Origin of the sequence: Anaerotardibacter muris, assembly GCF_943192915.1 — a bacterium.
Classification (GTDB): domain Bacteria; phylum Actinomycetota; class Coriobacteriia; order Coriobacteriales; family Eggerthellaceae; genus Anaerotardibacter; species Anaerotardibacter muris.
In genome coordinates this window covers 61,792-88,432 of sequence record NZ_CALPCD010000002.1, presented here as the reverse complement: position 1 = coordinate 88,432, position 26,641 = coordinate 61,792, and the positions used below count along the sequence as shown (strand labels likewise).

General features: G+C 54.3%; 25 protein-coding genes, 2 tRNA genes and 1 riboswitch. Of the genes, 12 read left to right on the top strand and 15 right to left on the bottom strand.

The annotated features are described in order from the left end of the window. The first annotated feature begins 179 nt into the window (after nt 1-179). Nucleotides 180-764, top strand: a complete 585-nt coding sequence (locus NFR25_RS02280) for an SHOCT domain-containing protein (RefSeq protein ID WP_251197640.1) — start codon at nt 180-182, stop codon at nt 762-764. 148 nt (nt 765-912) lie between these two features. On the opposite strand, the gene NFR25_RS02275 is transcribed toward NFR25_RS02280, so the two are convergent. The 12 genes from NFR25_RS02275 to NFR25_RS02220 form a co-directional block, all read right to left on the bottom strand. Continuing rightward, complete coding sequence (locus NFR25_RS02275) at nt 913-2,013, bottom strand: AAA family ATPase (RefSeq protein WP_251197639.1); 1,101 nt, start codon at nt 2,011-2,013, stop codon at nt 913-915. Between the two features lie 172 nt (nt 2,014-2,185). Further along, a complete protein-coding gene (locus tag NFR25_RS02270) occupies nt 2,186-2,590 on the bottom strand; it encodes a pyridoxamine 5'-phosphate oxidase family protein (RefSeq protein WP_251197638.1) in 405 nt (134 codons plus the stop codon). A gap of 56 nt (nt 2,591-2,646) precedes the next feature. Further along, complete coding sequence (locus tag NFR25_RS02265) at nt 2,647-3,462, bottom strand: energy-coupling factor transporter transmembrane component T family protein (RefSeq protein WP_251197637.1); 816 nt, start codon at nt 3,460-3,462, stop codon at nt 2,647-2,649. 3 nt (nt 3,463-3,465) lie between these two features. Further along, nucleotides 3,466-4,335 carry an energy-coupling factor transporter ATPase gene (locus NFR25_RS02260; protein ID WP_251197636.1) on the bottom strand — a complete coding sequence of 290 codons (870 nt, stop codon included), beginning with the start codon at nt 4,333-4,335 and terminating at the stop codon, nt 3,466-3,468. Next, on the bottom strand, nt 4,311-5,135 hold the full coding sequence (locus NFR25_RS02255; protein ID WP_251197635.1) for an energy-coupling factor transporter ATPase: 825 nt from the start codon (nt 5,133-5,135) through the stop codon (nt 4,311-4,313). The genes NFR25_RS02260 and NFR25_RS02255 overlap by 25 nt, the downstream gene beginning before the upstream one ends. Beyond that, nucleotides 5,136-5,726: an ECF transporter S component gene (locus NFR25_RS02250; RefSeq protein ID WP_251197634.1), complete on the bottom strand. Its 591-nt coding sequence runs from the start codon at nt 5,724-5,726 to the stop codon at nt 5,136-5,138. It abuts the gene before it with no gap. Nucleotides 5,727-5,734: 8 nt separating this feature from the next. After that, nucleotides 5,735-5,894: riboswitch (FMN riboswitch) on the bottom strand. Nucleotides 5,895-5,974: 80 nt separating this feature from the next. Further along, nucleotides 5,975-6,050 (bottom strand) — tRNA-Arg (locus NFR25_RS02245). A gap of 92 nt (nt 6,051-6,142) precedes the next feature. Continuing rightward, nucleotides 6,143-8,041, bottom strand: coding sequence for a Stk1 family PASTA domain-containing Ser/Thr kinase (pknB, locus tag NFR25_RS02240; RefSeq protein ID WP_251197633.1), 1,899 nt, complete (start codon nt 8,039-8,041; stop codon nt 6,143-6,145). An 82-nt stretch (nt 8,042-8,123) separates the two neighbouring features. Further along, on the bottom strand, nt 8,124-10,889 hold the full coding sequence (locus tag NFR25_RS02235) for an FtsW/RodA/SpoVE family cell cycle protein (RefSeq protein WP_251197632.1): 2,766 nt from the start codon (nt 10,887-10,889) through the stop codon (nt 8,124-8,126). After that, nucleotides 10,889-12,076, bottom strand: coding sequence for a Stp1/IreP family PP2C-type Ser/Thr phosphatase (locus tag NFR25_RS02230; RefSeq protein ID WP_251197631.1), 1,188 nt, complete (start codon nt 12,074-12,076; stop codon nt 10,889-10,891). Before NFR25_RS02230 ends, NFR25_RS02235 begins: the two co-directional genes overlap by 1 nt. Continuing rightward, the gene (locus NFR25_RS02225) at nt 12,077-12,490 is read right to left on the bottom strand and encodes an FHA domain-containing protein (protein ID WP_251197630.1); all 414 of its coding nucleotides are present in this window, start codon (nt 12,488-12,490) and stop codon (nt 12,077-12,079) included. It abuts the gene before it with no gap. A 79-nt stretch (nt 12,491-12,569) separates the two neighbouring features. Then, a complete protein-coding gene (locus NFR25_RS02220) occupies nt 12,570-13,508 on the bottom strand; it encodes an FhaA domain-containing protein (RefSeq protein WP_251197629.1) in 939 nt (312 codons plus the stop codon). 227 nt (nt 13,509-13,735) lie between these two features. On the opposite strand from NFR25_RS02220, the gene NFR25_RS02215 reads away from it, so the two are divergent. The 9 genes from NFR25_RS02215 (at nt 13,736) to NFR25_RS02175 (ending at nt 21,268) form a co-directional block, all read left to right on the top strand. After that, nucleotides 13,736-13,822, top strand: a tRNA-Leu gene (locus NFR25_RS02215). A gap of 161 nt (nt 13,823-13,983) precedes the next feature. Next, nucleotides 13,984-14,883: an ATP-grasp domain-containing protein gene (locus tag NFR25_RS02210; protein ID WP_251197628.1), complete on the top strand. Its 900-nt coding sequence runs from the start codon at nt 13,984-13,986 to the stop codon at nt 14,881-14,883. Nucleotides 14,884-14,901: 18 nt separating this feature from the next. Next, a complete protein-coding gene (locus NFR25_RS02205) occupies nt 14,902-15,582 on the top strand; it encodes a 4Fe-4S binding protein (protein ID WP_251197627.1) in 681 nt (226 codons plus the stop codon). After that, nucleotides 15,582-16,055 carry a MarR family winged helix-turn-helix transcriptional regulator gene (locus NFR25_RS02200; RefSeq protein ID WP_251197626.1) on the top strand — a complete coding sequence of 158 codons (474 nt, stop codon included), beginning with the start codon at nt 15,582-15,584 and terminating at the stop codon, nt 16,053-16,055. The genes NFR25_RS02205 and NFR25_RS02200 overlap by 1 nt, the downstream gene beginning before the upstream one ends. Further along, nucleotides 16,039-16,902 (top strand): transporter substrate-binding domain-containing protein, encoded by an 864-nt coding sequence (locus NFR25_RS02195; RefSeq protein ID WP_251197625.1) that lies wholly within the window; start codon nt 16,039-16,041, stop codon nt 16,900-16,902. Before NFR25_RS02200 ends, NFR25_RS02195 begins: the two co-directional genes overlap by 17 nt. 155 nt (nt 16,903-17,057) lie before the next feature. Then, complete coding sequence (locus tag NFR25_RS02190) at nt 17,058-17,885, top strand: amino acid ABC transporter permease (RefSeq protein WP_251197624.1); 828 nt, start codon at nt 17,058-17,060, stop codon at nt 17,883-17,885. Further along, on the top strand, nt 17,875-18,609 hold the full coding sequence (locus NFR25_RS02185) for an amino acid ABC transporter ATP-binding protein (protein ID WP_251197623.1): 735 nt from the start codon (nt 17,875-17,877) through the stop codon (nt 18,607-18,609). Before NFR25_RS02190 ends, NFR25_RS02185 begins: the two co-directional genes overlap by 11 nt. 169 nt (nt 18,610-18,778) lie before the next feature. Beyond that, entirely contained in the window at nt 18,779-20,056 is a 1,278-nt protein-coding gene (gene sstT / locus NFR25_RS02180; RefSeq protein WP_251197622.1) for a serine/threonine transporter SstT, read from the top strand. Between the two features lie 18 nt (nt 20,057-20,074). Beyond that, entirely contained in the window at nt 20,075-21,268 is a 1,194-nt protein-coding gene (locus tag NFR25_RS02175; protein WP_251197621.1) for a 3-phosphoglycerate dehydrogenase family protein, read from the top strand. A gap of 235 nt (nt 21,269-21,503) precedes the next feature. Here NFR25_RS02175 and rnhA read toward each other — a convergent pair whose 3' ends face one another. Further along, entirely contained in the window at nt 21,504-21,980 is a 477-nt protein-coding gene (rnhA, locus tag NFR25_RS02170; RefSeq protein ID WP_251197800.1) for a ribonuclease HI, read from the bottom strand. Nucleotides 21,981-22,058: 78 nt separating this feature from the next. Further along, entirely contained in the window at nt 22,059-22,640 is a 582-nt protein-coding gene (gene yihA / locus NFR25_RS02165) for a ribosome biogenesis GTP-binding protein YihA/YsxC (RefSeq protein WP_251197620.1), read from the bottom strand. A gap of 171 nt (nt 22,641-22,811) precedes the next feature. Here yihA and NFR25_RS02160 point away from each other — a divergent pair, with 171 nt between their 5' ends. After that, the gene (locus tag NFR25_RS02160) at nt 22,812-23,615 is read left to right on the top strand and encodes a mechanosensitive ion channel family protein (protein WP_251197619.1); all 804 of its coding nucleotides are present in this window, start codon (nt 22,812-22,814) and stop codon (nt 23,613-23,615) included. Between the two features lie 149 nt (nt 23,616-23,764). Next, nucleotides 23,765-25,753, top strand: a complete 1,989-nt coding sequence (locus NFR25_RS02155; RefSeq protein ID WP_251197618.1) for a DUF4012 domain-containing protein — start codon at nt 23,765-23,767, stop codon at nt 25,751-25,753. A gap of 107 nt (nt 25,754-25,860) precedes the next feature. Here NFR25_RS02155 and NFR25_RS02150 read toward each other — a convergent pair whose 3' ends face one another. After that, nucleotides 25,861-26,343 carry a universal stress protein gene (locus NFR25_RS02150; RefSeq protein WP_251197617.1) on the bottom strand — a complete coding sequence of 161 codons (483 nt, stop codon included), beginning with the start codon at nt 26,341-26,343 and terminating at the stop codon, nt 25,861-25,863. Nucleotides 26,344-26,641 lie beyond the last annotated feature (298 nt).

Genomic DNA, 26,641 nt, shown 5'->3' with positions numbered 1-26,641 from the left:
CCTGCGAACCCATTCTATCATGGTGTTGTCAAGTGAACCTTTTTGGAGACTTTTGGAGACGAAAATCGATTGTGCTCAAAGAGAACAACGAGAAGTACAAACAACTTGAGATTCATGGCTGCGTAGTTTGGTATACACTGAGCCTTGATGAAGACTTTGATGCTTGATTGGAGTTGCTAATGAACGAACTATTTAGTTCTGGAAAAGACGCATACAAGTATTTTTCTAAGAATAAACAACTTCCTTATGGTGGGAGTTATTTCACCGGTCCATATTTCAAAAAGCATTTCGAGTTATTGCTAGATAACATAAGACCTGATGAAAAAGCTGAAATGGTCTTTCCAGCTCTCTTGCTGTCTGATACGACAACATTCTCTAAGAGTAATAGCGGAATTGCATGTGCTTTTACGACTGAGAGAATTTTATTCGTTCAGAAAGCTATGGCATATACGCACGAGAAGGCTATCAGTCTTTCCAACTTGTTAGACGTAAGCCTTTCCAATCAGGTGACTGGAAGCGTTATCGAGTTAATCACTGCTTCTGAACGAATTAGCATTAGGGTAGCGAAAGTGCTCGGTACCGTGATATATGACAAGCTTCAGGATGTTGTAAGTAAACCAAAAGATACGCAGCAGCCGCAGGTTATTGTAACGCAACAACAAAGCGCAGCAGACGAATTGTTAAAGCTGAAAGCTCTTCTTGATTCGGGCGTGATTGACCAGGCTGAATTTGATGCGCTGAAGAAAAAAGTCCTTGGCATATAGAAACAAGAAGAACCAACCATCAAGACGGAAAGCTAGGCGCATTCTGCTATGGCAGTGCGCAAATTACCAATAACAAATGAGAAGCAGACGTGACCATCGGCTTCAAGCCTCAGAGTTTGATTACCAGCCATTTGGCGAGTCTTTTTGATCAGATATCCTGTTCGAGGTATTTTTCTAAGTAGGGGACTGCGAAATCAACCTTTCCGCGTTCGGGAGATTCGATCACGCCAGCATCGATAAGGCGACGGCGGTATTTTTGCGCATAATCTTGGGATTCGCCCATTGCGAGCGCGACCTCAGACATTTTTGCTGGAGTTCCAACTTTAGCCATTGCGGTTAAGAAAGCTCTATCTTTGTCGGACAAAGCAGAAAGGGTCGTTTTGCATACGTCATTTTCATAGTCGATTTGAGCGCTCTTGATGGCCTCGCTCATCGTTGCATCGTCAATGGTCTTTTCTGATCCTGCATAAAGAGAAACGTTGTGGCCTATGAGTTGCAACAAATAGGGAGACCCCTGTACGGCAGTGGATGCTTCGCGTCGTAATTCGCCTGGCACATCCAGCCCCAGTTTTTTGAATGCGTTCAGATAGAATGCGTCAACATCTGAAAAAGGAAGAGGCTCAAGAACGACCTTCTTCGCTCTATTGAGGAATGTGAGAACTTTATCGTTGAGGGTGGCGGATACTGCGCCAGGCAATCCTGCCATTACTATGGCGATGTTCTGCCCTTCGCCAACAAGCTCTTGATAAGCAATGATCAACTGACGGATATCAGGAGAATTCGCCTGCAGCTCATCTACAAGAATAAGGATGCCCTTTCCTTGCTTGCTAAGCGCTCGCGTAAGCTGGGTAAGCTTATACTGGAAGCTCTTTGAGTCCTGAATCTCTGGCGTAAATTGAAGCCCTACAGAAAAACCGAGCACTCCTAAGTTGCCGCCTGAGATGGGCACGCGTTTTTTTCGCAGGCAGTTCTCACCTGCGTCTTGGATTTTTTCTACAACACGCTCAAGCATTCCGTCGGTAACGATAGTTGGGGTAGCAACAACGAATCCGGCTTCTGATGCACGGTCCGCTAATTCCCATAGAAGAACAGTCTTGCCACTACCGCGTTGACCGAGGATAACCACGGCACGGTCCTTGCTACCGGGCTGGCTTTTCAGCCCAGTAAGAATGTTGTCGAGAATAGCTTCTCTTCCTACAAGCTCATGGGGACGGTTTCCAAAAGAAGGAGAGAATAGCGCTTCAGTCATCGTAACCTCTCAGAACTGCTCCATTGCAGTTTTCCTTTATTTCCCAATTTTTCCTTTTTTTCCTATTCTTTCCTTTTTTTCCTAAAAGTCAAGAAAAGAAGAACGAATTAGAAATGGAGAGCTATGATGCTCCCCATTTGAGATGATAGGTGGTTTGATCGCTTTGCGACTTTTACAGCTCAATAGTGCGTTCGGAGCCGTCGATATCGGCGATCTTGGCAACGCCGTTGCGGACGGAGAAGAAGGTAAGGCGCGGATCGTTGGGGCCTTCGTAGGTCTCGCCAAGGCCAGTCATGTGCTCGTAGCCTTCAACGCGAACAGCTTCGCTCGGCGCGCCATCGAAGTCTGCTTCGCCAGTCACTACGATCCAGGGGTGCCCTGGCTGCCAGCCAGATGCTTCAAACTTAGGGTTGGCTTCAAGTTGCAGATACACATCCTTGTTCGTTGCCGTGCAGAACCACAGCTTGCCATCGTCTTCGGCGGCAAAGCTGAAAGGACGTACGTGGGGCTGATCCCCTTCGCACGTGGCAAGGAACCATGCGGGAATGCGAGTCAGATAGTCTACTACTTCATCCATGGGGATACTCCTTCTTATCCTTGCGGCACCAAGCCGCTATTCTTCACGAGTGTTCATCACCAGCCGAAATGAGCCATTACGATATTCACTGCAATCACGCATGCGAGCGCGATGAGCAGATAGACAAGACCGCCCAGATCGCGCTTGGAATAGTGCAGATCACGCAACGATGTTCGGTTCTCGCCGCCGTGATAGCAGCGCGCATCCATGCCTAGCGACAGCGTTTCTGCATGACGAAACGCGCTCGTGAACAGCGGCACGATGAGCGCGACCATCATCTGGAAAGTGCCTCGCGCATTGGTCTTGAAGTTCGCACCACGAGATATCTGCGCGCGATAGATGGTCTGCAGCTCGGTGGCGAACTGGGGTAAGAAGCGCAGAGCGATGCCCATCATGGTGGCAAGTTCGTGCGCAGGCACACCGATGCGCTTGAGCGGATCGAGCAGGCGCTCGAAAGCGTCAGTGATGTTGAGCGTGGTGGTGGTGAGCGTGAGCAAGCTCATTCCCAACAGCAGCAATGTCAGGCGAATGACGATGAACAAGCATTGCTTCAAGCCCTGTTCACTGATGCAGATGATGCCGAATTGGAAATAGACTTGACCACCTTGTACGAAGAATATGTTCAGCAAGCCCGTGAAGACCACCAAGATAGCTAGTGGTGCGATGCTCACGAACGCTTGCTTGACCGAGATCTTCGCGAAGAAGAACATACCGAAGGTGAACACGGCCGCCACTGCCAGCGCCGCATAGCTTTGAGCTACGAACACCACTACCATGAACAGGATGGAAAGCAGCAGCTTTGCACGCGGGTCCATGCGGTGCACGATCGAGTCGCGAGAGACATACCTACCGAAGATCGTTTGCAGGTTCATGTGTTACCTGCCTTCGAGTAGCGCAGCGACGGCGTTCGCCAGGCGTTCAGGGGAATAGAGCCTCTCTTCGAGCGGTAGGCCCATTTCGCGTAGTTCGTTGGCCATGAGTTGCGCATCAGGCACGCCCAGACCGATCTCGCGCAGCTTAGCAGCATGCGAGAACACCTCTTCAGGCGTGCCGAACCCAGCGATCTTGCCGCCGTTGAGCACCAATACGCGATCAGCTAATCGTGCGATATCGTTCATGTTGTGCGAGACCATCACGATGGTGATGCCTCGTTCATGAAGCTTATTGATAAGGTCAAGAAAATCGTTGCGTGAGGCAGGGTCGAGGCCCGCTACGGGCTCATCGAGCACGAGCGTGGTGGGACGCATGGCCAGTACGCCAGCGAACGCCACACGACGTTGCTGACCTCCTGAAAGTTCGAAGGGTGATCGGTCCTTGAAGACATCGTAGTCAAGCTCGACCAGCTCAAGACCCTCTTTCACGCGCTCTTCCACTTCATCGGCAGAAAGCCCTAAGTTGCGCGGACCGAATGCTATATCTTCGTAGACCGTGGCAGCGAAGAGCTGATGTTCGGGGTATTGGAACACCACGCCGATATCGCCGCGTGCTTGGTCGGCAACCTTCTTGTCGGCCAGGTCTTGTCCGTTCCAAAGGACCTTTCCCTTGGTGGGGTTCATCACGCCATTAAGATGCAGGACCAGGGTCGATTTGCCCGAGCCTGTGTGCCCTGCGATAGCAAGGAATTCGCCGTCCTCGATCTCAAAGGAAATATCTTCGAGCGCCCAAAGCTGCTCTTGACCTTCCTTTATCTGGCGTTTGGTCAGGGGCGCATAGGTGTAGCTTACGTGGTCGAATACCAGTGCCATAGCGCCTCCTTCAGGGAATCTTGGTCAACATAGGTGGGAATATCGACGCCGCGGTCCTGGAGCAGACGTGACAGGTGAGTTGCGAAGGGAACATCAAGGTTGAGCTCGCGCAGTACCGCATCTTGGGTGAGCACTTCTTCAGGCGTGCCATCGAGCACGATCGAGCCTTCGCGCAGCACCAGTACGCGGTCAGCTTCCGCGGCTTCTTCCATGTAGTGGGTGATCATGACCACGGTCATGCCCTGAGCGTTCAGTTCCTTGCACACACGCATCAGGCCGCGACGGCCGCGCACATCGAGCATCGCCGATGCTTCGTCGAAGATGAGGATCTGCGGCTCCATGGCTAGGACGCCTGCGATAGCCACGCGTTGTTTCTGTCCGCCAGAAAGGGCGGTGGTCTCTCGTTTCTCGAAGCCGGTCAGGCCAACTTGGGCGAGCGCGTTCTCAACGCGCTGTCGCAGCTCAGGGTTAGGGATACCCAGGTTCTCGGGCCCAAATGCTACATCGTTCTCTACAAGGCTGGCCACGATCTGGTCGTCAGGATTCTGGAACACGGAACCCGCACGTGAGCGGATGGCGAAGGTATTCTCGCTGTTGGAAGTTTCAAGCCCATCGACCATGACGGTGCCAGAATCGGGAAGCAAGAGCGCATTGATCAGCTTCGAGAACGTTGATTTGCCCGAGCCATTCGCGCCGAGCACGCACACGAACTGTCCTTGAGGGATCTCAACAGAGATATCCTCAAGGACGTTGTGCTCTTCATCGGTGTAGGTGAAGGTGACGTTCTCGAACGAGATCATCTACGCGCGACCTTTCTTCTGGTCCTTCTTAGGCGTGATGAGGTTCGAGATGGACTTGTAGATGATCAGCGTGAGCACTGAGTTGATGATGCCCTTGATAAGGTTGAACGGTACCAAGACGGGCCAGATCATGGCGATGACCGCATCGACGGGTACGCCCAGCCAACCAGGGGTGATGATGAGGTTGCCCACAATAGAGCCTGCAACAGCGAAGATGGTACCCACGACTAGCGCGATGATAGCGCCCACGAAGGTATGCTTGTACTTATAGATGAGCGCCGCTGGCAGAACATAGAACACCACGACGATGATGTTCATCACAGCACCGCTGAAGTCAGCCATCAAGAGGCCGTGCAGGATAGCAGTGAGGACGCCCACCGCAATACCACCACCAGGACCGTAGGCAAAGCCAGCCACCATGGCGGGCATGTTGGATGCGTCGAACTTCAGCCACGTGACGCCTGGCAGGAGCGGGAACTCGATGAATGACAAGATCACACCGATGGCGACCATGAGTGCCATGGTGACGAGCTGTCGTGTGCTCCAGATGTTCGTGTTGTTAGATGGTTGTTTCGCTGCGTTCGCAGACATCAAGGGGCCTCCTGTCTCTTCTATCCGGACTATCACCGTTGGCTCTAGAATCTTACTAGATCAACCCTTGGCATGTGTGCCAAGGGGTCGCGGGCTCTGGGCGGAGCCATTCGCTCTCGATCACCCATTACCGCCAGTGAGGAATTTCACCTCGCCCTGAAACAGCAACACAAATGCTAACAGTGCCCTTTGGTGCGCGCAACAGCACAATGAAAAAGCGGCAGCTGAGCGGCTGCCGCTTGGATGATTGGCGTCCCCGAGAGGATTCGAACCTCCGACGCACGGTTTAGGAAACCGACGCTCTATCCACTGAGCTACGGGGACAGATGGAATAGTGGTTGCCATTCTATCACGAAGCCCAAGGTGAATATGAGCGGCTCGCGTGGGTTGCCCATTCGGTGGGCAAGGGGAATGGCTTACGCAGGACCACTGGAGACCACGATGGTAACGGTGGTTCCTTTCTCTGCTTTACCAAGCTTATCCTGTGAGATGACAAGGCCTTTTGCAACTTCAGCGCTATGTGAGGTGCGGATGGTGACGTTGAAACCTGCTGCATCGAGCGCGGATCGAGCATCGGCTTCTGATTTATCGACCACATTCGGTACGGTTGCTTCTTCGGGACCATTGGAGACATAGATGGTGATGGTCGAGCCTTTCGCAGCCTTGCCCGAAGGGTCTTGCGAGATGACGCGTCCTTCCGAAACATCGCTGCTGTAGCGATAGCTCGTCTTCACCTGGAAACCGGCGCTCTTCAGCGATGATTCAGCGTTCGATGCACTGGCACCCACTACGTTCGGAACATCGATGTTCTCGGCACCCTTGGACAGGTGGAATACCACCGTATCACCCTTGTTCAGCATGCTGCCAGAAGGCTGTTCCTGTTCGGCGACGCAGTCTTCCTTCACGTTATCCGAAAAGACCGCTTCGCCTTCTTGGCCATTCAATCCATAGGTGGAAAGCGTGCGCAGAGCTTCATCTTTGGTCTGACCCTTAAGATCGGGGACCTGAACTTGCTCGGTGCCCTTGGAGATATTCAGGTCGATGCGCGTGCCCTTCGCGGCCTCCTGGCCGCCTGGCGGGTTCGTGCTCACTACCAGGCCTTCGTCGATGGTCGAGCTGAAGACCTGATTTTCGGCACCAATCTTGAAACCGGCATCTTCGAGTGCGGTCTTCGCTTCGCCAACGGACATGTTGGTCACATCGGGAACGATCTGACGTTCTTCATTGCCGCCAAGCGCGAAGGCGAGAACGCCGATGATGATCGCAACGATCGCTGCGATCACAACGCCGATGATCACTTTATTCTTAGAGCTCTTCGGCGGTTGCTTCGGGGGAGTGGTGTTGTTGCGATAGGCCGTGGTCTGGCCGAGCGCTTGTGCGCTCGATTCGGTGCGAGGCATAGCAACCGTACCGTTCATCGGTGGGATGCTTCCAGCGATGACCTGAGTCTTATCGCTGTTCACGCCAAGTCCAGGAACAGGGCGGCCCGCAAGGAAGTCGTTCAATGCTTGGCGCATGGCCTGAGCGCTGTCGAAGCGCTCTGCTGGGTCTTTGGCAATGGCCTTCATGATGATGGCTTCGAGCACAGGGTCGATATCTGGATTGATCGAACGTGGTGCGGGTGGCATCTCGTTGACTTGCTTCACGGCCACGCTGACCGAGTCATTGCCCTCGAAGGGCAAGCGGCCCGTGGTGGCTTCGTAGAGCACGATGCCAAGGGAGTAAACGTCGCTCAAGCCCGTGAGCTCTTTGCCTTGTGCCTGTTCAGGGGAGATATAGTGGGCGGTTCCCAGCACGGTTGCGGTCTGAGAAAGGCCTGCATCGCCTGCGCGCGCGATGCCGAAGTCCATCACCTTGATGTTGCCATCGGGCTGGATCATGATGTTCTGCGGTTTCACGTCGCGGTGGATGATGCCACCGTCGTGCGCAACTTGGAGTGCCTGGGCAACTTGTGATCCGATCTCGGCCGCTTTGCGCTGATTGATGGCGCCGCGTTCCTTGATGGCGGTCTTCAGGTCGGTTCCCTTGAGGAACTCCATGACGATGTAGTAGGTCTCATCATCTGCATCCAGACCCCAGTCGTAGATGCTAACGATGTAGGGGCTTTGCAATTTTGCTGCTGATGCGGCTTCTTGACGGAACCGCTGCTGGAATGTCTGATCCGCTGCATATTGCGGCAACATGACCTTCACGGCTACCACGCGATCGAGCACTGCATCGTGAGCGCGGTACACTTCAGCCATGCCGCCGATGCCCACGCGTTCAGTGAGCTGATAGCGGTCGTTCAGAGTTTTGCCAATCATGCTTCCGGCCACGTTTAATCTCCTTTTGGAACCCATGTACTAGCAAGAAATATGTATCTTACTAGCATACCATCATATTCGTGCGGTTTAGTGATCATTTGATGACACCTTGTACTTGAAGGGCAGCTTGGAGCACGCCACGGGCACGCGATGCGGCACCGCCAGGAAGATCGGCGCCTTCCTCCAGCACGATAGCCACCACTACGTTGCAATTATTCGAGGGGCCCATGCCCACGAACCAGCTGTCGTCGATCGCCTTGCCTGTTTCTGCGGTACCAGTCTTGCCTGCGATGGTGACACCAGGGACGGCGGCTGCAGTGCCCGTACCCGATGCGACCACACCTTCGAGGATGGTCTTGACGCGATTAGCGATCGCGGAATTCGTTGCCGTCATGAGTGTGGAGGGTTGAGCGGTGAAGCTGCACTTGCCTTCAGCGTTATAGATGCTATCCACCAGGTAAGGCTTCTGGATCACGCCATTATTGGTGATGGCGCAACCGACCATGGCCATCTCGAGCACTGAGGTTTGCGGACCAGCGGGGCTTTCGTGTTCACCGACCGGTTCGCCAGCAGCAGCCCAAGCGGTTTCCCAGGTGGTCATCTCATCGGGGTTGGGCATGAGCGATTCAACGAGCGGAAGGTCGAATTTAACGTCTTGGTTGAAGCCGAAATCGTGCGCCGCCTCAACGAGCATCTTCGAACCCATACGTTCACCGACCTGGGCATACACCGTGTTCGCGGAAAGCTCGGTAGCGCGCGCTAGGGTGATCTCGCCATAGCTGCGATCGTGGAAGTTGGTGATATCACCGTTGCCGATCTCGATGGAGCTGGGTGCTGAGAAAACGCTCGATTCGGTAGCCACGTTGTTCTCGAGAGCGCCTGTCAAAGTGACGATCTTGAAGGTGGATCCTGGCGGGTAGAGCGCCTGGGTGGCGCGGTTGTAGAGCGCTGAAGAATCCGCTGCATTCGAGCTGTTCTGCAGCAGCTCTTCGATGTCGCCTGCGTTATAGGTGGGCGAAGAAGCCAGCGCCAGTACGGCTCCAGTCTTCGGGTCGATCACCACGCACGCGCCCGAAAAGCCCTCGAGTGCTTCTTGTGCGGCCTTTTGGATCGTTGAATTGATGGTGAGCTTCACATCGTTGCCCGCCGCATTGTTGCCCGTGGTGGCGTTCAGTACATCGGTCCAAGATGCATAATTGCGCTCGCCTTTCAGGGTGTCGTTGTAGCTCGATTCGATGCCAGCCGTGCCGTATTTCTCAGAAGCATAGCCAACGATATGAGCAGCAAGCGTGCCAGCGGGGTAAACGCGTTTGTAGGTGCCATCGGGTTGCTCGATGCTCTGAGCGAGCACCACATTGTCGTAGGTAGAGATGGTGCCACGTTCGGTCTTCGATTCTTTCACCAAGGTATGGTTGTTGATGGGCATGTTCTTGTATTCATCGGCCTGCACTACCATGATCATGGTGAGGTTGGCCACCAGCAGCGCGAACATGACCGAGAAAGCGATCATGGTGTTGGTGATGCGCTTGCCAAGCGAAACGCGGCCGAGCACACCCTCAGAGGGGATCCCGCCCGTGCCCTGGGCTATCTCGGAGTTCAGACCAGTGGACTGGTCGCCGCATTTCAGCAGGAAGCCCACAGCAATGAAGCTTGCCAGCAGGGAAGAGCCACCTTGGCTCACGAAGGGCAACGTAAGACCCGTGAGCGGGATGAGGCGCGTAACGCCGCCAACGATGATGAAGGCCTGCAACACGATAGTGGCGGTTAGGCCAACTGCAATGAACGAACTTACATCCGACTTCGCGCGCGCCGCTGTGACCAGGCCACGGATCGCGAAGCACAGATAGAGCAGCAGCACGCCCGCAGCGCCCAGAAGACCAGTCTCTTCGGCGATGGCCGCGAAGATGAAGTCGGATTCGACGATGGGGATGTTGTCGGCAAGGCCGCTGCCAATGCCAACACCGAACAGACCGCCATCAGCCATGGAGAAGATGGATTGGACCAGCTGATACCCTGTGTCGGTAGGATCGGCGAAGGGGTCGAGCCAGGTGTCCACGCGTACCTGCACGTGGCTGAAGAACAAGAACAGGATCACTGCGCCAATAGCGATGGTGACCAAGCCTACTATCAGGTAGAACTTCTTGCCAGAAGCTACATAGAGCATGGTCAAGAAGACGAAGTAGACGATGAGCGCTGAGCCCAAGTCCTTTTCGAACACGACGATGGCCATGGAGATGAGCCACATGATAAGAAGCGGCAGGATAGTGGGCAGGTCGGGGAACTTGAAGGGACCGATCTTGTGGGTGAACACCGAGAGCATCTCGCGGTTCTGGGCCAGGTAGGCTGCCAAGAACAAGACGATGAATATCTTCGCGATCTCGCCAGGTTGAAATGAGAAGCCGCCGATGGAAAGCCAGATCTTACTGCCGTAGATCTCGCGGCCGATGCCAGGCAAGAGCGGCGAGAGCAGTAGGATAAGACCGATGATCATCAAGGTATATTTATAGTTGGCCGTACGATCCATGTTGCGCATGAACACGATGACCAACACCATGAACACGATACCCAAGAAGAGCCAGCCTACCTGCCTGATAGCCAGGTCGGGGGCTAAGCGCGTAACGAATGCGATGCCGATACTGGAAAGCGCGAAGCTGATGGGTAGGATCGCTGGATCTGCGCCTGGCGCGAACTTGCGAATGGCCAGATGAGCAACGATGAATGACGCGAAGATGCCGACCGGCACACCCAAACTTGCCCAACCAAGCTCTTCACCCTGGTTCAGGGCGATCATGGCGAAGAGCAAGATGGCGAGCGGTGCGGCGATGCACAGCAGCGCAAGTTCGATATTGCGACGCGTCATTAGTGGGCGTCACCTCCGTCGGCGCTGTGGCCAGGGGTGGCGTTCGAATTCGTAGAGGCGCTCTCGTTCCCAGCGTTCGCTGCTGCAGCGCGAGCTGCTTCAGCATCCGTGCGCGCGATCTCAAGCTGGTAGTCGTTGATCAGGCTGTTAGCTTCGTCAAGGCTTGCAACGCTCATGCCTTCCTTGATGCGATTGGCCACCCCAGGAGGCAGCTTGTCCACTTCAAGATCGGTGGTGCGCTCAAGACTAGAGAGCTTCATGCCCATGAATTCATCAGGAACGCCGCGATAGACGCTGATGGTACCGTTCTCTTCGATAAGGTAAGCGGAATTATTGATATAGGAACACCCGCCGAATCCTGCAGCGAAGAGGATCGCGATCAGTGCGACGGCCAGACCGATGTACATGGCACGGTTCTTGCGGGCCTTCTTCTCTTCACGTGCAGCGCTGAACCCCGCCACATCGACCACGATCACGGTAGCGTTGTCCACGCCACCATTCTCGAGCGCAGCGTTCACTAGTTCATCGGCGCACATTTGCGGGTCTTCTTGGCGGCGCATGATAGCCTGGATCGCGTGGTCGGAGACCATGGTGCTCAGACCATCAGAACATAAGAGCAGACGGTCACCCGCCGAAACATTCAGTTCGTAGATATCGGGACGCATGTGGATGTCCGATCCGATGGCGCGCGTGATGACCGAGCGATTAGGATGGACCTTCGCTTCTTCAGGGGTTATCTGGCCCGCCTCGATGAGGTCTGCCATCAAGGAATGATCGCGGGTGATCTGCTGGAGGTTGCCACCATGGAGCAGGTAAGCGCGTGAATCGCCCACTTGAGCGATGAGCAGGCGCTCTCCTTCGAGCATAGCAGCGGTGAGCGTGGTGCCCATGCCATCGCGTCCGATGCCTTGGCGTGGGGCCTTCATCACGTTATAGTTCGCAGCTTCGACCGCGGCAGTAAGTCCTTCAGCATCCAGATGGTCGGGCGCTAGTTCTGCAAGGGTATTCACGGTTATCTCGGAAGCCACTTCGCCAGCTTCATGACCACCCATGCCGTCTGCTACGGCGAAGAGGGGAGGGGCAACCACCAGGCTATCTTCGTTGTGGTCACGGACATAGCCTACATCGGTGCGACTGCCAAAAGAGGAATCTAGGCTTGTCGCTTCGGTTTCGTTCTTAGTGGTCATTTAAGCGTACCTTACCCTTATGGTCACATCGCCTACCATTACGCGATCACCGTTCTTGAGTGCTGTTGGCTCGGATATATGCATGCCATTGACGGCGGTTCCGTTGAGCGACCCCATGTCCTCGATGAAGAGATTCTGACCCATGAGCACGAAACGCGCGTGGCGCGAGGAAACGTATTCGGCCCCGATGACGATATCGGCGCCAGGGCTTCGGCCTACCACAACAGGGCCATGAACATCGATAGCAGCTCCGCGTAGTTCTTTCGGGCCTTTCTCTACTGCCACGGACCAGGTCTTCTCCTTCTTGCGCTGGCCTTTCACCAGACCAATACCAGTCTTCATGATGGCGAAGAGGAATAAGTAGAGCAGGACTACGAACAGGAGTCGACCGATTAATAGGACAATGTCTATCACAGGAGCACCTAACTTACGAACAACGGGCGTCTGAGCGCTGATCGATCAATGGAGAACAACGGCAGCGTCCCTAGGAGGCTTACTGGAACGTGAAGACGAAGGTGGTAGTGCCGACCGTGATGCGGTCGCCATCGTTGAGCAAGACCGAAGCGATATGCTTGCCGTTCACCAGCGTGCCATTGGTGGAGCCAAGATCGGCCAGGCCCCAGACCGTGGGCGATTCGCGGAAGATCTCAGCGTGAGTGCGGCTCGCGTTCAGGTCGTCCAAGACGATGTCGCAGTTAGTGGCGCGGCCGATGAGCACGCGGGAATTGCTCAAGGGGAAGGAGCGGTCGGTAGTGACGTTCACTAAATAAGCAGCAGCGGGCTGTGCTTCTGCTTGTGGTTCCTGATCGAACATGACCGTATTCGGGATAGGGATGGGCTCGGCAACAGAAGCCGCCTGGTGAGCACCGTGGGCAGCGGCCATGCCAGCGCCTCCCGCAGCACCAGAAACGGGAACATCGATGCCAGAGCTTGCATATCCGCCAACGGGCTGCTGCGGCTGAGGATGATAACCAGGCTGCACCTGACCAGCACCGCGGTAAGCAGATTGCTGGGCAAGACCGTAGCGCTCGAGCTCCTCATTGCGCAATTGAGCCACGATGGGGGCGGACACCAACTCTGCGATAACGTCGAACTTGCCGTGACGCAGATTGTCATCGACCATGAAGCGCACCAAAGGGGCGCCGTCCATGACCCAGCCTTCTTCGTTTGCCTTGGCTCGTAGATAGGTTTCAGTTTCGCCTGCGAGCGTAGGGTACATGCCGAAGAGGCGACGATCATCATCGGGATTCACGAGCACGGTGTAGAGCGTAGGGGCATATTCCTTGCCGGCGCCGACCATCTTTTCGCGGCGCATCTGCTTTTCGGCTTTCTTCGTGATCTGAACAGGAGAGATGGGGGCATCAAAGAGCTTGTCGTTCATGCCTTCGAAGCTGTCTTCGACGCGGCGCTCAAGTTTCGAGAAAAGTCCCATGGAGGTTCTCCTATCAGATTACGGGTGCGTTTCAACATAGAACTATCGATATATTGCCATAATTCGAGCGTAAAGCGGCTTAAATCTATGCAATCGTCATATAGAAAACCTTGTGAGGACTGAATTCGCGAAACGAGCGGCGTTTTTCACAGAAATGACGGGTCGTTTCAGGAATTTTCGGTTGCGATGGGGTGGTTTGTGGGGTATGCTGAACAGCACCCACTCACGCGGGCGTGGCGGAATTGGCAGACGCGCTAGCTTCAGGTGCTAGTGAGCTCCGGCTCGTGAAGGTTCAAGTCCTTTCGCCCGCACCAGTTGGAAACCACCAGGTCAGTCATTATTTTTGGCTGGCCTGGTTTTTTATTTTCTATAGGCTGCCGCGATCTTGTCGCAAAATATCTTATGAGCTGCCTATCCTTGACATTACTTTGATGTCAAAGTAATGTGATGAGCGATCTTCATGGAAGGGGGCGGCGTGATCGGAATCTTGTACGAATCGAACGAATGGTCTGATTGGAAGCTTGGCGACGAGCTTCGCGCGCTGTTAGACCCCGAAGAAGTTCGTATGATCGATATGGAAGAACCAGACGCGTTGCAGCAGGCGGCAAAGTGCGATCTGCTGATCAGCCGCGTGTTTGCGAGCGCTGCGTTCCGCGGCCATGATCGGTCACATGCGGCGATGGATGCGCTCATCGCACTGGTGGACGAACAGGGGATCGAGCTCATCAATCCTGGTCGAGCGCATGCTTTTGAGATTGACAAGCGTCTAGCAACTGAAACGCTCGGTGAAGCAGGGCTTTCGGTACCCGCTATCATCGCGAGCGGAACCCCTGAAGCGCTTCTTTCGTCACATGTGTTCGATGCGTGGCCCTATCCTTGCATTATCAAGCCGAATTGTGGCGGACGCACCACTCATACGGCGGTGCTCCACTCGGTCGAAGAAGCAGCTGAGTTCCTCAACAATGCCCCTGCGCTCGAGTTCATCGTGGAGAACTACCTGGTAGCTAAAGGTGGATTCCTTACACGCATCGAAGTGGTGGATGGTGCTATCGTGCTCGTGGTGAAGCGCTCGGTGGCTGCAAACGGTCTTTCTTCTTACCATGAAGGCTCAACGTACGAGCTTTACCCCGAATGCCCGCAAGAGGTGGTCGATGAGGTGATCAAAGCGGCTGATATCCTCGGTATTCAGTTCGGCAGCTTCGACGTGATCGAGGCGCAGCAGGGCAACTTCATCATCGATGCGAACAGCGTGTCGAATGTTTCGGAAGACTGTACGGAGTTGTTCCACCTCGATCTGATGGCGCAATACGCTCAAGCGATCGCGCGTCGGCATCGTGCGCGAGCTGTGCAAGCAAAAGCCGTGCAAGCAAACTAGGTAAGGGAAGGATCGCCTATGCTCTCGATAGCTCAGGTCTATGATCTGTTCGAACAGATCGGATGCTGCAGTTTTGCTACTTTGGACGGAAAGGGTGGCGTGGATTCGCGCATCGCGCACTTCTTCGCGTGCGACGAAGAAGGTCTCTACTTGCGTACCATGGAGGTGAAGCCGTTCTTTCGCCAGCTGGTCGAAGGCGGCAAGTTGAGCGTGTGCGGCGAGAAGACCAGCGCACCTTGCGAATGGGACGACGACAATATGCCTCATTTCCAGCCTGGGTTCATGGTGCGCGTCTCGGGTGATGTGCGCTTGCTCGATGCGGACGAGGTGCAGGCAAAGTCAGCTGTTAACCCGCAGTTCAATGTGGCCATCTACGATATCAACAAGTATCCCGAAACGCGCGTGCTCGTGCTCGAGCGCGCTTGGGGCGAGCTTTATGACTACGACTTCAATATGGTGCATCGCGATCACAAGATCTTGCGCGAGCGTTTTGCATGGGGCGGGGCAGGCTTCGTGCAGCCAGGGCTCACCATCACTGAAGACTGCATCGAATGCGGTGCGTGCTTGGATGCGTGCACGCATAAGGCCATCGAACCAGGTACGCCCTATCGCATTCGCGGTGAGCGTTGTGATGAATGTGGCAACTGCTATCATGTGTGCCCCTCCGATGCGGTGGTGAGCAAGGGCGGCGATGCGTGATGGGCAACGCTTCATTCGGCGATATCCTTAGCGTGGTGGCGCGCACGCATCGCGACATGACGCGGTTGCTCGTGGAGTTGATGGCGCAAGAAGGCCTTACCGATATCGTCTCTTCGCATGGTGATATCCTCATTCAGCTCTTCACGCACAAGAGCATGTCGATGGCTCAGATCGCTGAAGCGATCGGGCGCGACCCCTCAACGGTGACTGCGCTCGTGCGCAAGCTCATCGCGGCTGGATATGTTGAGAAGAGCGAAAACCCCAGCGATCGGCGCATCAGGGAAGTGACTTTGACCGCGCAAGGCAGGGCGCTGCAACCTGCGGTCGAACGAATCTCGACCGAGCTGATCACCGTGATCTCGCACAATATCGATGCGAACGATCTGAAGGCGACCTATCGCACTATGGAAACGATCCAGACCAATGTAGAAGAACGGCTAGAGCAAGGAGACCAAGATGACAACCATAGCTAAGATCAAAGCAAAGGGCCTGCGTGCGCTTTTGTTCGGAGCGGTCATTGCCTGTTCGATGATCCTTCTGTGCGGATTGAGCGCATGCTCATCGGATGACAAGAAAGCATCGAGCGATTCTAACAAGACGCTGAAAGTGGCCATGGAGCTGGCCTATCCGCCGTTCGAGACGAAGGATGATGTCGGCGATCCCGAAGGGTTGGCGGTCGATTTCATCCGCGACTTCGGCGAGGCTTACGGCTATGACGTGCAGATCGAGAATACCGCATGGGACGGCCTTATTCCTTCGCTCCAGTCAGACAAGGCCGACCTGGTCATCAGCTCGATGACCATCACGCCTGAGCGCCAGGAATCGGTTGATTTCTCTGACGCATATGCGATGGCGCAACTTGCGATCTTGGCGAACGCGAATTCAGGCATCGCTTCGATCGATGACCTGAATCAGCCAGGCAAGAAGGTTGCGGTGAAGACGGGCTCGACTGGCGATGTATACGCTACGAAGAATCTGACCAATGCTCAGATCGTGCGTCTTGCTGACGAGAGCGCATGCGTGACCGAGGTGGTTCAGGGCAAAGCTGATGGCTTCCTGTATGACCAGCTGACCATCTATCGCAATCATCAGGCGAACCCCGATACCACTGAGGCCGTGTTCATTCCCTTCCAGGATGCAGAGGAGTGGGGCATCGCAGTGAAGAAGGGCGATACGGAACTGCTCGATCAGCTCAATGAATTCATCGCGAAGTCGAAAGAAGATGGCGAATTCGACCGCCTGACCGAGAAGTATCTTGCTGAAGAGAAGAAGGCATTCGACCAATACGGATTCAAGTGGTTCTTCGATTTCGAGGATTAAATTCGAGTAGTATTGAATGTGATAGTGCGGTGCGAGCGCTCGATGAGTCTTGCACCGTGCTGAATGATCACCGCAAGTTAACGCAAGCGATCGATACGAGTGGTCGATACAAGTGGTCAAAATGAGCGATCGATGCAAGAAGAGCGAGTTTTAGCATGAGCGAACAAAAGACAGGAAGTTCTCCGCAGGTGCGCAAGCGCCCGCTGGGCAACTTCCTGTTCGCTACAGATCCAGGAAGCGTGCGACCAGGCAAGACAGCGCTGAATTACCTGCTCGTATGCGTGGCGGTAATAGCGCTCGTATGGGTCTCGCTCGGCCTTGCGGGCATCTCGGTGAATTTCGACTTCGTTGCGCAATATCGCACCCGCATCTGGGATGGCTTCTGTATGACCGTCGGCATTTCAGCAGCCTCGCTCGTTGCAAGCCTGATCATCGGTATCTTGGTGGCGCTCGGTCAAGGTGCTCGCTTCTTGCCGCTGCGCTATCTGTGCGACCTGTATGTGAAGATCATCCGTGGAACACCGTTGATCGTTCAGGTCTACTTCTTCTATTACATCATCGGCACTGCGTGGGGCGTGGACAATCGGGTGTTCGCAGGCATCCTCATCCTGTCATTCTTCTCGGGTGCCTACATTGCAGAGATCGTGCGCGGCAGCTTGATGTCGCTCGATCCAACACAGCTTGAAGCGGCGCGGGCAGTAGGATTCACGCGTTGGCAAACGATGCGGTATGTGGTCGCCCCGCAGCTGGTGGCGCGCACACTGCCAGCTCTGACAGGGCAGGTGGCATCCATCATCAAAGATTCGTCGCTGCTCTCGGTCATCGCAGTGATCGAGCTTACGCAAACGATGCGCGAGATCACGGCAACGAACTATAACTTCTTCGGCGGGTTCTTGCTGCTTGGCGCGCTGTACTTAGTGCTCACGTTACCCATCATGGCGATCAGCCGTCATTTCGAGAAGAAGCTCGATTATGCGCGTTAAGCTCGAGCATCTCTGCAGGTCATTCGATGGCGTTGAGGTCCTTCACGACATCTCGTTCGATGAAGAGGTCGCTTCGCTTGCGATCATCGGTCCTTCGGGCGGAGGTAAGTCGACCTTGCTGCGCATCATTGGAGGCTTGCTCGCTCCCACTTCAGGAAGCATGGAGATCGATGGCGATCCGATCGAATTCGATGAAGCAGCGTTGCGCAACTATCGCACCACGCTCGGTTTCGTATTCCAAGATGGCGGTTTGTTCCATCATCTGGATGCGCTCGAAAATGTGGCGCTTCCGTTGCGGACGGTCCATCACCTTTCGGAAGATGAAGCACAGAGCCGATCGCTCGAATTGCTCGAACGGCTTGGTCTAGCAGATTCGCTCAAGAAGCGCCCTGCACAACTTTCAGGTGGGCAGAAGCAGCGCGTGGCTATTGCGCGAGCCTTGGCGGTGCGTCCGCGTTTGCTCCTTCTTGATGAACCTACGAGCGCACTCGACCCTGAATTCACCACCGAAGTGCTCGATGTTGTGCGCGATCTGAAGGATGAGGGCACACGTTTCATCATCGTTACGCACGAGATGGGTTTCGCGCGCCATGCGTGTGACAAGGTCGCGTTCCTCTATGATGGTCGCTTATTGGAACACGGCGATGCGGCGCGCATCTTCGATCAGCCGCAAACAGCAGAGCTCAAGCGATTCTTAAGCCGTTTGCTCGAGTGGAGCATCTAGCGTTCTGGTTAGAAGCGGCTTGTGCGCCCATTTCGCTCTTTTCGGCTTGGTTTTCTGGTCGAAGGTGCACCGCTAACTATATTTAGCTTTCCTCAGACGTAAACATGGCGGCTTTCGTGCGCTCTTGCGCTAAACTTTCCCTGTTTGGAATTATGAAAGGCTTGTTCGTATGAACGTTTTGAAGAAATGGAACAGCATCAGTTTGGTCAAGCGCATCCTGGTCGGCCTGATCATCGGTGCGATCTTGGGCTTTTTGGTGCCAGCAGGCAACGAGGTCATCGCGCTTCTGGGTGATGTGTTCGTTGCGGCGTTGAAGGCGGTCGCGCCCATCCTCGTCTTCTTCTTGGTCATCAGTGCTCTTGCGAATGCGCGTAGTGCTGGGTCCATGGGGACGGTCGTTATCCTCTACGTGGTCAGTACGCTGGTCGCGGCGCTGGTGGCAGTATGCGCCAGCTATTTGTTCCCTACGGTGGTTCCAGCAGTGGAACCAGTGCTCGATCAGGCATCGCCTGAAGGGCTTGGCGAAGTGCTCACTACGCTCATCATGAATGTGGTGTCGAACCCCGTTGGCGCGGTGATGAACGCGAACTATCTGGGTATCCTTGCGTGGGGCATCGTACTGGGCATTGCTCTTCGTGCAGCAAGTCAGAACGTGAAGGATGTGTTCACGGCGGTATCCGATGCTATCTCGAAGGTGGTTGGCTGGATCATCAGCTTCGCACCTTTCGGCATTTTGGGTCTGGTCTATGTGGCAGTTTCCGAGAACGGCGCTGACATCTTCATCTCTTACGGCCATCTTATTCTGGTGCTCGTGGGTTGCATGTTGTTCATCGCTCTGGTCACCAACCCGCTCATCGTCTTCATCGCAACGCGCAAGAACCCGTATCGCTTGGTGCTTCGCTGCTTGAAGGATTCTGGCATTACCGCATTCTTCACGCGTAGCTCTGCGGCGAACATTCCAGTGAACATGGAACTGTGCCGCCGTTTGGGTCTTGAGAAGGATAACTATTCGGTCTCGATCCCGCTTGGTGCGACCATCAATATGGCGGGCGCCGCGGTGACCATCACGGTCATGACCATGTGCGCTGCGGCATCGCTCGGTCTGTCGGTCGATCCGGTCATGGCTTTCTTGCTCAGCGTGCTCTCGGCAGTGGCGGCTTGCGGCGCTTCGGGCGTTGCGGGCGGATCGCTCTTGCTCATCCCGCTTGCATGTTCGCTGTTCGGCATCGGAAACGATGTGGCTATGCAGATGGTTGCCATCGGCTTCATCATCGGTGTGGTGCAAGACTCGATGGAGACCGCAGTCAATTCGTCTTCCGACGTTATCTTCACGGCAACCGCAGAATATCGTGCTATGGAGAAGAAGGGACTGCCCTTCGAGATGGGCAAGGATGCTTCGGGTCCAGAGCCGCAGAACGCTCAGGGCGCTACGAACTTCAACGGGTAATTGCTTCGCGGAATGCGAATGAACGATACGGAACTTGAAAGGCTCAACATGAACTACATCCACTGCTTGAACAATATCTCTGCTTACGGAACCGATCTGCTCACGAGCGATTATGCGCTTACCGATGCGGCCGATGAAGCTCAGGGGATCCTGGTGCGCAGCGCAGCTATGCATGATATGGAGTTCTCGGATAACCTGCTGGCCATCGCGCGCGCAGGTGCTGGCGTGAACAATATTCCGCTCGAGCGTTGTGCTGAAGAAGGCATCGTGGTGTTCAACACGCCTGGCGCGAACGCGAACGCGGTGAAGGAGCTGGTGCTATGCGGCATGTTGCTGGGTAGCCGCGGTATCGTGTGCGGTATCGAGTGGTGCCGTGACAACGCTGAAGACCCCAATATTGCCAAGGATGCTGAAAGTGCGAAGAAAGAATTCGCAGGCCAAGAGATCATGGGCAAGAAGCTGGGCGTTATCGGTCTGGGCGCGATCGGTGCTGAGGTTGCCAATGCGGCGCTCGGTCTGGGCATGGATGTGCTCGGTTATGATCCGTTCCTTTCGCCCACTGCAGCTTGGAGGCTTCAGCCTGCGGTCGAGTTCACCACCGCGGTTGAGGATATCTATCGCACCTGCGATTACATCACCATCCATGTTCCTGCTGTTCAGGGCACTATCGGTATGATCAACAAGGATGCCTGCGCGCTGATGAAGGATGGCGTGGTGTTCTTGAATTTCTCGCGTGATACGCTGGTCGATCCGGCTGCGATGACCGATGCGCTTGCTTCGGGCAAGGTTGGTGTGTATGTGACCGACTTCGCAACGCCTGAGGTCATGCAGATGCCCAATGCCATCGTACTGCCGCATCTGGGTGCTTCTACCGAAGAGGCGGAAGACAATTGCGCGAAGATGGCCGTGCTCGAGCTGATGGATTATATCGATAACGGCAACATCGTGAACTCCGTGAATTACCCAGCATGCTCTTTGGGCGTGTGTCCTGAAGGTGAGCATCGCATTGCTGTGCTGTACAACTCTGCGGATCTAGCGATCGGTCAGGTTACGGCGATCCTGGAAGAAGCGGGTGCGACCTTCGACTTCGCGAACCAGACGCGCGATGAGCATGGCTATGCGCTCATCAACGTGAAGGAAGAATTGGCAGACGATGTACTGGCCAAGATGGCAGATCTCGAAGGTGCCTACCTCGTCCGTCGCGTGAAGTAGATCCCTAGGATGTCTTGGCTGTAAGGCTGCTTCGAAAGTAGCGAGGCTGATGGGCAGGGCCTCGGATTCACCCGTTTCGCTGTTCGCCCTTCGGGCTCATGCGCTGCACTGCCTCATGCATTTTTACACGAAGGAACCCTTGCGGGTTCCTTCTGTCTTTTTAAGTTAGTGTTCAGAATGAATCTACGACCCCGCCTATGCATCCTCGCTGCTTGCGCAAGCAAATATTAAGGCGTTAGGCTTCGAAGCCTTCGTCTGCGATCAAGGCTTCGCCATCGGCGGCGGTGGTCGCTAGTTCGTCGCAGCGTTCGTTTTCGGGATGTCCTGCATGGCCTTTCACCCAGTGGAAGGTGACGGTGTGCGTCTTCATTAGCTCGAGCAGCTGCAGCCACAGATCCTTGTTCTTAACGGGTTCTTTCTTGGAATTCTTCCAGCCGCGTTTCAGCCAGCCTTCTACCCAGTGTTGGTTGAAGGCATCGACCACATATTTCGAATCAGAATAAACATCCACTTCACAGGGTGTTTTCAGTGCTTCAAGCCCGCGGATGACCCCGAGCAATTCCATACGGTTATTCGTGGTGCATTCATAACCTTGGGAAAGCTCTTTGGTGTGGAGCGCACCAGCACCATCAACGAAGGTGAGCACTGCGCCATAGCCGCCAGGGCCAGGGTTTCCACGTGCGGCTCCGTCGCTATAGAGGGTCACTTTCAGCACAAGGTCTCGTTTCTCGAAATCGAATGAGGGTTACAGCATACCTGAAATAGCATTGCTTCTGTTGACGGGAGAAAGCTAGCGGCATGCGGCCAAGATGGTCTTGCGCAGCTCGTCCATGCCCGTACCCTTTTCAGAGGAGGTCAAGATCATCGGAACATCGGGCCCGAGGTCAAGCTGTTTGCGCAGTGCCGCTATCTGCTTGTTCGCCTGGTTCTTGCTCACCTTATCTGCCTTGGTCAGGGCAACAACGAAGGGCAATTCGCACGCTTTCAAGAATTCGATCATCTGTTCATCAAGCTTGGAGGCGGGGTGGCGAATGTCGATGAGCGATACCACTAACGCATAGAAACGGTATTGGTCGAAATATCCATTTATCATCTCTGACCAGCGGCCAAGTTCTGATTTCGATACTTTCGCATAGCCATAGCCAGGCAGATCGACCAAGTCGATATCATTGTTGCCGAAGAAGTTGATGGTGCTTGTCTTACCAGGAACCTGGGACACGCGAGCAAGCTGCTTGCGATTCAGTAGCTTGTTGATGAGTGATGATTTCCCAACATTGGAGCGCCCCACGAACGAAACTTCAGGCAGTTTAGATGCGGGAATCTGCTCGGAAGTGCCATATGAACCTTTGAAATCGATGTTATTCAGATCCATTATCCCCGCCTGCCGGTTCGTTTCAGGTAATAGCTTCATAACAAAGCTCACGATCTCTCATGATACCGTTAGACTATGAACTAGAGCAACTTCGGTCGAGTTGCTTCAGGGCAGCTGCTATGCGATGCATAGGTCGAATGGTGGCAGCGCAAATGGCTGAAAGGAACCCCTATGGATGTGATGAAGAGCCTTTCTGATCTTGTCACTCAGATCACGGACTCGAATGTGATCGGGCGCATCATCATCGCTGCGATCATCGTAGCGATCTTGGCACTCATCAGCCATTTATTGGTGAAGACGCTGCAGCGTTTGCTCTCGATCGAAGATACCTCGCTTTCGCAAGCATCGATCGTGGTGAACATCGTGCGCATCGTGGTGTGGGGCTTGGGAGTTTGCTTCATAGCCGATGTGTGCTTCGATGTGAACATGAACGCGGTCATCGCTGCTCTGGGCGTTGGCGGCATCGCCATCTCGCTCGGTTTTCAGAATACCTTGTCGAATCTCTTCGGCGGCTTGCAGATAACCGTCACTCATGTTGTCAAACCAGGCGATAACGTAAGCGTATCGGGGAATCAGGGTGTGGTCAAAGACATCAACTGGAGCTATACCACCATTCATAATACGAACAACCAAACGGTCATCATCCCGAATTCGGTCATGGCAAGCAATGCGGTCACGCACCTGCCTTCATTGCGCCATGTATCAGTGCCTATCGTGGTGAAGAAAGACCTGAAGAATCTTGACGATTTGGCTGATCAGATTGCCAAGACTGCGCTCGAGGCAGCGAAATCGGTGAATAAGGTAACGAAGGATCCAACGGTCACCTTCAGCAAGGTTGGCGACCATGGTTTGTATGGCACCATCTCGCTCATGATCAAAGATGGTTCGAAATCCACCGCGGTCTCTGACGCCATCACCCGCGCTGTTGCGCCGCTCATCCAAAAGGAGCCTGTGGCCGAGCGCGTCGAGCCGTGATCGCGTCCACCAATCAGGCGCTTGGCTGCACCGTTCATTTTTATAATTTCATGCAGGTTTTTCCTCATGCCAGCGTGAATTGGTATCATTGGAATACTGTAACAGCGTGAGCTGTGCATCGTATTCACGATATGCCAAGGAGAAACTGCGTGGCAAGATCCTCAAACACTGGCCCTCGCGGCAAGCACGGACGGGTTCCCGCTCCTGAAGAGCCAAACCCTTTCTTCCAGAGACCCGCGCGAGAATTTCCCGCCAATCCCTATAGCAAATTCGATCAGAATGACGGCCCAGTTCCTTATGCCAACAGGCAAGAAGAAGTTGCTCGTCTGCGCCGTAAGAAGAAGCGCAACAATAAGCGTCCGAAGATCATCATCGCAGTGGTGTTGGTGTTGGTCGTGGTATTCGGTATCTCTGGTGCGGCATTCGCAACGAGCGCAATGGATGCAAAGGATGATGCTCAGGCTCTGGTAAGCCAGGCAAGCCAGTTGAAGAGCCAAGTCGTGAGCGGTGATATGGCCTCAGCCAAGACCACGAGCGAGCAGATGGCCAAGACTGCTTCGAAGCTGCATGATAATACCTCAAGCCCATTATGGGCTGCTGCTACGCTCATTCCCTTCGTCGGCAGCGATATCAACACGGTACGCATCGTTTCTGATTCTGCTTATGTGCTTACCAGCGATGTGCTCGTACCAGCCATGGATGTATTCCCATCCAATGGCCTGGCTGGTCTTATGGGCTCTGATGGCTCGATCAACGTGCAGGTGATCGAGGATCTGCTCACCGTTGTCTCGGACTCTGGCCCCGTTCTCTCTGAATATGCGACCCAGCTCAACGCTGCTCCAGAGCCCACTATCGATCAGCTGAAACAGCCCATCGCGCAGGTGAAGGACATCATGTCGGCGCTTGGTCCAGTGGCTGATTATGCTACTGAATTGAAGGATACGCTGCCTGAGATGCTCGGCGCTGATGGCGCGCGAAACTATTTGATCATCGCTTGCTCTAGTGCGGAGATGCGCTCTTCGGTAGGCTTTGCGGGCTCGTTTGGTGTGATGACGCTCAATAATGGCAAGATCAGTCTGGGCGATTTCGTGGGAGCTGATCAAAACCCGCGTTTGGCAGAGTCCGTTTCAGCTGCTACTCAAGAAGATATCAACTTGTTCCGCTGGGAGACTTCGGTCGACTCTCGCGACGTTACGCAGATCATCGATTTCAAGCGAGTAGGTCAGATCGAGTCTCAGATCTGGGAGGCCAATGGGCACGGCAAAGTGGATGGCGTTATTGCCATGGATACCGTGGTGTTGGAGCGCATGATGGCGCTCACTGGATCGAGCGTGACTACGCCAGGCGGAGATGTGCTTGATGGATCGAACACCTCGAACTTCCTGCTCAATGGAGTGTATAAGAAGTACCCTCAGGGTTCCGACCAAGATATGATCTTCGCGCTCGTAGCTGCGACAGCTGCGGATTCAGTGTTCGGCAATATCGGCAAGGTGAACATCGCTAAGCTTGTCAATGTGCTGAAGAATTCTTTCGAAGAGGGTCGTATCGCGATCTATATGGCTAACGCTCAAGAAGAGGCTATGCTCGAAGACTTCGGTCTTGCTGGTACGGTCTCGAGCGACCCGACCGTCCCTGAAACGGGTATCTATATGTCTGCCTGCTATGGCGGAAAGATGTACTATTACCTTACTTCCGATATTGACGTGAGCGCAGGTAAGAAGAACGCTGACGGGTCCACTACGTATGATGTGCGCGTTGAATTCTATGACGGGCTTACCGAAGCTGAAGTTGCAACGCTTCCGAATTATGTGACCAACGGTCACACCAATGGCAGCATGCAGTTTCTTGTCTATCTGTTAGCCCCAACTGACGGCAAAATATCCGATGTTTCTACGGAGGGTCTGTTCGTCACGCCTTCCGAGTACGTTGATCACCCCTTTGCGATTACTGCAGGAGGCGACGATAAGGTGAATGAAACAACTTATCAAGGCAACGACCTTTGGCATGCGTGGATTCATCTTGCTATGGGAGCTAAGGCCTCGATATCTTATAAAGTCACTACTGCGCCGAATGCTGAAGGGGATCTTGTGGTCCGCACCACACCGCTTGCTGGCGAGACTGAGATCACCTATAACTAAGTTGCCTGCAGCTAGGCGATCATTCCACTTCGCGACTGAATATCAGCATGAAAAAGCCCCGAGCGAATCGGGGCTTTTCTTTATGATGCTGCGGTATGTGGTCAGAGCTATTTGACGGTCATGACGGGAAGATCGACCTTGTGGAGGACTTCCTTGGTCACGCTACCAACGAACTGGCGCAAGCCACCCAAGCCACGACGACCCATGATGATGAGGTCGCACTTGTTGCGCTTCGCATAGTCCTCGATGCCTTCAACAGCCGAAGGGCGGATGATGGTGTCGCAGATGACGCGACTAGGATCGATATCGGGCAAGATATCTTTCGCTGCCTGGCACATCTTATGGTGTGCAGCTTTCTGCTCGGCACTGAAGGCCGCTTCATACTGTTCGAAACCAAGCAGGTTGTACTGTTCGTCTTCGCTTGGTGGATCAGGATTGAAGTCGGTCGCATCGAGCGCAACGTAGGTGATATTGATCACATTGACACGCGCTTCGGGATTGCTGCGCAAAAAATCGCCAGCAACATCGAGTGCGCGATCGGCATGAACGGACCCATCATAGGGTACGAGAATGTTGGTGAATCTCATCATGTCTAGCCCCTCTCAACTGCAAGGTAGCTTAGCGAATGGATAGGCAAAAGCGCTAAGCTCATCCACTATTCTAATGGATTGCCTTCGACTTGGGACGGTCATTTTGAACAAAGTGCAGGTGAGACCATTTTGTTCCGTATGATCATCGCGTGTCTCTACAATTTCTCCGTGCTCTCATGAAATATGTTCACTGACGCTTCACACGCATCGGCGCGAAAGCATCATTTGCTATCATTGAAAGCGCTAATGCAAGTTGTGATCGAACGAATTTGAGACTCGAGCGAAGCGCTCGTCATGC

Excerpts from the sequence above, each read along its gene's own strand:
- NFR25_RS02235 (WP_251197632.1), bottom strand. The coding sequence starts at position 10,889 with ATGACGCGTCGCAATATCGAACTTGCGCTGCTGTGCATCGCCGCACCG.
- NFR25_RS02150 (WP_251197617.1), bottom strand. The coding sequence starts at position 26,343 with ATGATGAGATTCACCAACATTCTCGTACCCTATGATGGGTCCGTTCAT.
- NFR25_RS02280 (WP_251197640.1), top strand. The coding sequence starts at position 180 with ATGAACGAACTATTTAGTTCTGGAAAAGACGCATACAAGTATTTTTCT.
- NFR25_RS02185 (WP_251197623.1), top strand. The coding sequence starts at position 17,875 with ATGCGCGTTAAGCTCGAGCATCTCTGCAGGTCATTCGATGGCGTTGAG.
- NFR25_RS02205 (WP_251197627.1), top strand. The coding sequence starts at position 14,902 with ATGCTCTCGATAGCTCAGGTCTATGATCTGTTCGAACAGATCGGATGC.
- NFR25_RS02270 (WP_251197638.1), bottom strand. The coding sequence starts at position 2,590 with ATGGATGAAGTAGTAGACTATCTGACTCGCATTCCCGCATGGTTCCTT.
- NFR25_RS02175 (WP_251197621.1), top strand. The coding sequence starts at position 20,075 with ATGAACGATACGGAACTTGAAAGGCTCAACATGAACTACATCCACTGC.
- NFR25_RS02190 (WP_251197624.1), top strand. The coding sequence starts at position 17,058 with ATGAGCGAACAAAAGACAGGAAGTTCTCCGCAGGTGCGCAAGCGCCCG.
- yihA (WP_251197620.1), bottom strand. The coding sequence starts at position 22,640 with ATGGATCTGAATAACATCGATTTCAAAGGTTCATATGGCACTTCCGAG.
- NFR25_RS02200 (WP_251197626.1), top strand. The coding sequence starts at position 15,582 with ATGGGCAACGCTTCATTCGGCGATATCCTTAGCGTGGTGGCGCGCACG.
- NFR25_RS02265 (WP_251197637.1), bottom strand. The coding sequence starts at position 3,462 with ATGAACCTGCAAACGATCTTCGGTAGGTATGTCTCTCGCGACTCGATC.
- NFR25_RS02255 (WP_251197635.1), bottom strand. The coding sequence starts at position 5,135 with ATGATCTCGTTCGAGAACGTCACCTTCACCTACACCGATGAAGAGCAC.
- NFR25_RS02260 (WP_251197636.1), bottom strand. The coding sequence starts at position 4,335 with ATGGCACTGGTATTCGACCACGTAAGCTACACCTATGCGCCCCTGACC.
- NFR25_RS02275 (WP_251197639.1), bottom strand. The coding sequence starts at position 2,013 with ATGACTGAAGCGCTATTCTCTCCTTCTTTTGGAAACCGTCCCCATGAG.
- NFR25_RS02230 (WP_251197631.1), bottom strand. The coding sequence starts at position 12,076 with ATGACCACTAAGAACGAAACCGAAGCGACAAGCCTAGATTCCTCTTTT.
- NFR25_RS02220 (WP_251197629.1), bottom strand. The coding sequence starts at position 13,508 with ATGGGACTTTTCTCGAAACTTGAGCGCCGCGTCGAAGACAGCTTCGAA.
- NFR25_RS02160 (WP_251197619.1), top strand. The coding sequence starts at position 22,812 with ATGGATGTGATGAAGAGCCTTTCTGATCTTGTCACTCAGATCACGGAC.
- sstT (WP_251197622.1), top strand. The coding sequence starts at position 18,779 with ATGAACGTTTTGAAGAAATGGAACAGCATCAGTTTGGTCAAGCGCATC.
- NFR25_RS02250 (WP_251197634.1), bottom strand. The coding sequence starts at position 5,726 with ATGTCTGCGAACGCAGCGAAACAACCATCTAACAACACGAACATCTGG.
- NFR25_RS02195 (WP_251197625.1), top strand. The coding sequence starts at position 16,039 with ATGACAACCATAGCTAAGATCAAAGCAAAGGGCCTGCGTGCGCTTTTG.